The sequence below is a fragment of the Arthrobacter rhombi genome, assembly GCF_900163545.1.
GTDB classification, from domain to species: domain Bacteria; phylum Actinomycetota; class Actinomycetes; order Actinomycetales; family Micrococcaceae; genus Arthrobacter_H; species Arthrobacter_H rhombi_A.
In genome coordinates, this window is the sequence record NZ_FUHW01000010.1 from 1 (window position 1) to 5,078 (window position 5,078).

The 5,078-nt window shown below is 58.2% G+C and carries 4 protein-coding genes; all 4 read right to left on the bottom strand.

What is annotated here, in order from left to right:
• Positions 1-161: transposase (locus FM101_RS15520; RefSeq protein WP_143269171.1), on the bottom strand; the 161-nt coding region annotated here is incomplete at its 3' end.
• A gap of 41 nt (positions 162-202) precedes the next feature.
• The gene (locus FM101_RS01850) at positions 203-2,920 is read right to left on the bottom strand and encodes a hypothetical protein (protein ID WP_086994636.1); all 2,718 of its coding nucleotides are present in this window, start codon (positions 2,918-2,920) and stop codon (positions 203-205) included.
• Positions 2,917-3,105 carry a hypothetical protein gene (locus FM101_RS01855; protein ID WP_086994640.1) on the bottom strand — a complete coding sequence of 63 codons (189 nt, stop codon included), beginning with the start codon at positions 3,103-3,105 and terminating at the stop codon, positions 2,917-2,919. Before FM101_RS01855 ends, FM101_RS01850 begins: the two co-directional genes overlap by 4 nt.
• Positions 3,106-3,324: 219 nt before the next feature.
• Positions 3,325-4,710, bottom strand: a complete 1,386-nt coding sequence (locus FM101_RS01860) for a replication initiation protein (RefSeq protein ID WP_179204203.1) — start codon at positions 4,708-4,710, stop codon at positions 3,325-3,327.
• Positions 4,711-5,078: the final 368 nt, after the last annotated feature.

Here is a 5,078-nt window from a genome sequence, read left to right on the forward strand (position 1 = left end):
GCGTTCTTCTCGGATCCGTACTGCTGAAGCCACCGGTACCACGTCGCTTCAGTGACCTGCAGTTCCTTGATGACCTCGATCATCGGGCGTCCGTCGTTGAGCATCTTCTGGCCCTGGCGTACTTTCGCGATGACCTGTTCCGGGGTATGTCTACGTGCCATATCTGTGAATTTCCTCCTGCATCCATTATCAGATGCGAAACTCACATAGTCACTGGGCTTCTACCAAGGGGCCCAACCACACGCGCTGACTGTGCGTAGCTTCCACGTGCCGCGCCGAAGTCTAGAGGCCCGCCATTATTCGGCGGAGGACTGGGAGAAAAGTCGGAATGCTGACCATTAGAAGTTTGGATGTCTTTGAGTGGCCCTTCCTTGGGCTTACTAGCTTTCGTGGGCGCGACGTTTGCAGAATCTGATTGGCCGTCTTGGGGCTTGCCCCTGTTTCGTGCCCGCTCGCGTCCGGTAGCTTCCCGAATCACGGATCGTTCGTTCGCGGCCGCTGCGCCAGCGGCCTTTCTATTTTCAGGGGAATTTGGGTCGTCATGGTGGAACTGGCCAGTTTTCGCTTGGTACCCACGGAATACCTGGGACATGTAAGCGTCCTGTGCCTTTTTCGCTTTATCCGGGCCTTGGGACTCGGCTGCCATGACAGCAGCGTCGCTCTCGGCCATATTCTGAGCGGTGGGCAGCAATTTGCCGGTCTTCGGGTCGCGGTACTTTCCACCAGTCTCCCTGCCGGTCAGCAAGGTTTTCGCGGACTGGGCGAGTGCTGCCTTGCGGCCCTCGGCTGTCGCCTTGGAATCCATGACCCCCTGGCCCATCCGCATCAATGCCCCAGATCCACGCATCGCACGCCCTGTTTTAGAACCAACGCCCATCACCCTGCCGGCCTGACCCAGTATTGTCCCGGCTCTGCCCATATCGGCAGCCTTGCTACCGGCCCCAGAGATCAAAGCGCCACCGACGCCGGTAGCAGCCAGCACGCCACCTGTAGCCACGACACCAGCGCCGACGGCCGCACCCTTGCCTACGGCCTTCATCGTCCGCTGTGGGGCAGTTGCCGCCTTGTCCACGACATTAGTATCGCCAACTGCGGCACCCCTGAGCAGATTCTTGAACGGGACAGCGAGGAACACGAGCGCCAAGAAAAAAAGGACGGCGGCATAGGGCTTCAACGCCCACGGGATTTTTGACATGAGAGCGTCGGGTACGGGGTCAAATAGTGAGGCCATGGCGTTCGTCACGAAGAGAACCACGCAGACCGCAACGACCTGTTTCAGGAGGTTTGTCGCGATCAGTTCACCGAGTCGCAGCGCGAAGGAGCGGCGCTTTCTGTCGCCGACGGCGGAGATCGTCAGTACGACAGGGGCCAAGAACAGTAGAAAAAAGAAGATCAACTTCTGGAAGGCCAAGTACAGACTCGATCCAAGGACTGCCAGGCTCACCGCAGCACTTCCAATTCCACCCGACAGAGCAGTAAGAAATTGCTTGTTGCCTTCCTTCCCTTGGAAGTACGTGGCCATCTCCGTTGTTCCGGCGCCTGCGGAGTCGCAAAAATAGTTCTCCCCATCAACGCTCGTGCCACCGGAGTACATCCACCGGTTGTGTGTTCCCATGGACGTATTTTCCTGACCGGCGGTTGAGAGGTCCGAGCACATGATTTTCACGTTTGCGAGGAAGGGAACCTTCTGCCAAGCAGCCCCACCAGTCCATGCCTTGGTTTTCGATCCGTCCGAGTCAGGGCTGTAGGTGGCGGCGTTCCAGCCAGCGAGACTCTGGGCAATTACTAGGGCTTCCTCGTCTCGGAGCACGTCCCCATCGTCATTAGTTTCGACGCCGACATAGTTTCCGTTGAGAAGTGCTGGTCCCCATCCGACGTCGCCACGCGCTTCGGCGGAGCGGTCCAGTGCAGCTTGTTCCTCGCCGACCTGCCCGACCAGCCACGTCTGATAAGGCACCCCGTACCAGAGCGCCTGGTTGATCGACTTCGTGGGGTCGATACACTCATTCTTGTCGTGCGCCGTGGTCGCGGCAGCATCAGCCATCTTGCAGGCCGCGGCCCCTGCAACCTCAGTCACAGCATTCGTAGCGGTTTTCACGATCTGCGACGTGGAGTTGCTCATGAGTAGGAACGTGCCCAGTATGAATACGCCCCACCCAGCAGCCTTCAAAGTTGCTTGCAGGGAGCCCTTGGACCCTAGCCAAACCAAGACGACTCCGATCGGGATCAAGAAGTAAATCCAAGGGTTGAAGATCGCGTACATAACGCCGACGAATGGCTGGATCATCGTGGCGAACAGGTCGAAAATCTGGTTGCTCATAGCGAACTCCAGCACCGCCATGGACGCGGCCATAGGGACCTTCACCAAAAAGTCCAAGGCATACGAGGATGACGAAGCCAAGGCTCCATCGATGGAAAAACACCCACCGCCATAGTGGTTCCAGGTCAGCGCGCTGAACCCATACCTCTCGTACGTGGGCTTGGCGATGACGTCGCCAGCTCCTCTGTAGACACGAGTCAGCCGTTCAACTCCACCGTTCTTCCCCTGAATCCCGGCACCTGTGTTGTCCTGGGCGAAGTCCGGCCTAATGGTAGACCGGACACCGTCGCCTGCCTCTCCGGCGTTCAAGCCCAACGACGTGTCGATGCCCTTGAATGTGGATGGCGCCGGCACGTCGTTGGGACCGCAGAAATTCACGACCGTGGCGGCCATGTTGTCTTTCATATCTGCGAAAGGTGATGGGAAAGCCTGAGCGGCTCCTCCGGTGAACCCGAGTATCCCGATCGAGATGGCCAGCACAGCCACGAGCGAACGGAACGCCTTCCTGACGCGTTTGACCCTCAGCGAAGGGCTGCTCTGCTTCTGCGTAACCCTTGCGTCCGCCGCGTTGAGTCCGAGGAGCGTCCGTGGCGCGGTCACGACCGATCATCCGTTCCTGCTTGTTCAACCAGCCGGGCATTGATTGCTTCGCGCAATTTTTGGGCCAAGGATGGCTCCAGGATGCCACGGATCCGGGCGATCGAATTAAGAATCCTCAGAACGTCGTACTCCGACTGGAGCCTTGCCAGCTCTTCGACGTGGTTCATTTTTGCTGCGTTCGCCATGGCGGATCGCAATTTCCGGCCAGGTTCAGAGAGAGCCACGTTCAACCTTTCGGTAGTTGCACGTTTACCCCCGCGCGACTGGGGCTCTCTCGAAGTAGCTACCGCTAATACTACCTCAACCTTGAAGATCATGGAACCCTATTACTCCTAGTCAGCTCCACTTTTAGGGTGCTACAGTAAACCTTTCCATCTTCCCTAGTGAGGCCTAGAAGTTCCCGGTTACCCCTCGGCCCTATCAATCGCAAACGGTCTCATGGCCCGGTCCAGGAGGGGCGGGTTAGGTATGAGCTGCAACGCTTTGACTTGTCCCTTCGCACAGTTTCGAGAATTTGAAACAGTGAGTTGGACTAGCCGTGTTGCTACTTGCCAAGGCTCGTCAGCCTCCGAAGTAACCCCATAGGCGTCAGGCGTGATCCTTCCAAGCTGTTCAACGCGCAGACTTCCAACAAGCCCCACCCGAGGAGCAGTAGGCACCCCAGGAGGAGTGGTTGTTCCTGCGGGTGTGGCTGCGCCGTTACCTGTAGGCTCCTGGTTTGACCCCCCTGAGGTAGCTGCTCGCTTGTACCGTTTCGCAGTGCTCTTTGAAACACCAAAGTGCTCGGCAATCTGTCTGATCGTCAGCCCCTCGGCGACAAGGGAGCCAGTCTGTGTCGACCGTTCAGAACGTCGATGTGCGACGGAAGCGGTGCCGGCTGTGTGCCAAACTTCCGATCTCTGCGCACTCTGTGCAGCACTATGCCGTGAACCGCCGGCCTTGCCTCGTCTGGCCTGATAGCGCGAGAAAGCCTGGAGGTTCGTCTGGCCCGGTCCTTCTGGCGGGAGTGGCTTGCTCCGACCAACCCTCCTCCCTACAGATGCGATGATGCTTTCGGTCTCCTTGCGCAGCAGTGGCGGGTCGCAGGTTAGAGAATGAGCGAAGGACTTGAAGTCGTCACCGCGCATTGCAGCCGCCATAGTCAGGGTGAACACGGTGGAGTTCCGCTCTCCCTGCTCAATAGGGCCGACCAGGGCTGCAGCCTGCTGCGAACGACGGGTTGCACCTGTTGGCAGGGCATGCACATCGAAGTGATCCGTCTTGAACATGCCGGCGCGCTTGAGCTGTTGCCGAAAATCCCGCATGGACCGGGGGATCATTGGTCCCCAATGGATCCTTCGGTCGTGAAGGTTGTCGTTGTGATGTAGACGCTGCGCACGTTCAAGGCGGCATTCCGCCAAAGCCACGCTCTTAGCAGCCTGGGTTTGGGCGCCATCGCCGACGTTCTGCGCTTTTAGCCGTCGCCAACAACTGGCAAGGTCGGCTTTGCACTCGCGTAGGTACTCTTCGGGATCGTAAAATGGATTGCGCGCGCGGCCCTGCGTGAAAGCCTTGTCACCATCGAGAGTCCAGACCAGGGCGCGATACACCATTTGCTGCAAGTTTTGTGGCTTGGCCCAAGAGCGCTCCCCGTACGAAACCGGTTCGATCATCCAGCCCATCTGAACATGGCCTGTCATGGTGTTCTCGATAATCCAAGACGGTTCCGGACCGCCAGAAAAATGAAAGAACTCATGTGCACGAACCCAACCGTCATCGTGGTCAAGGTCGACGATAATTGCCCAAGACATGGTGCCGCTGAGCGTTGCGAATCTGTAGCCAGGGAGGAACCGCCTCCAGACGAAGATGTCGTTGTCCGACCTATCCTCCGAGACGGAGTATTGGGCGACGGTTGTGGGAATTGCGTCTACCTTGGATCTCGAACGGAATGAACGATTGGCTTGTGGAGAGGCATCGTCTAAACTTAAAGACAACAAGGAATAGCTCCTGAACACTTGGTCTGTTCAGGGGTCTACGGCAGCAGACGCTTACTACGTCTGCTGCCGTTCTTTTTTGGGTGCGGCCCGCGACCCCGGAAAGGGCCATCCCTGAGGACGGCCTAGGTGTATTGACCACTGAGGTTGGGTACGCGGGCAGCGGGTGGAAGTCCTCGTAGTGA

What these genes read in the sequence shown, in the direction of transcription:
- FM101_RS01855 (WP_086994640.1), bottom strand. Translation starts at nt 3,105, where the DNA reads ATGGCGAACGCAGCAAAAATGAACCACGTCGAAGAGCTGGCAAGGCTC.
- FM101_RS01860 (WP_179204203.1), bottom strand. Translation starts at nt 4,710, where the DNA reads ATGTCTTGGGCAATTATCGTCGACCTTGACCACGATGACGGTTGGGTT.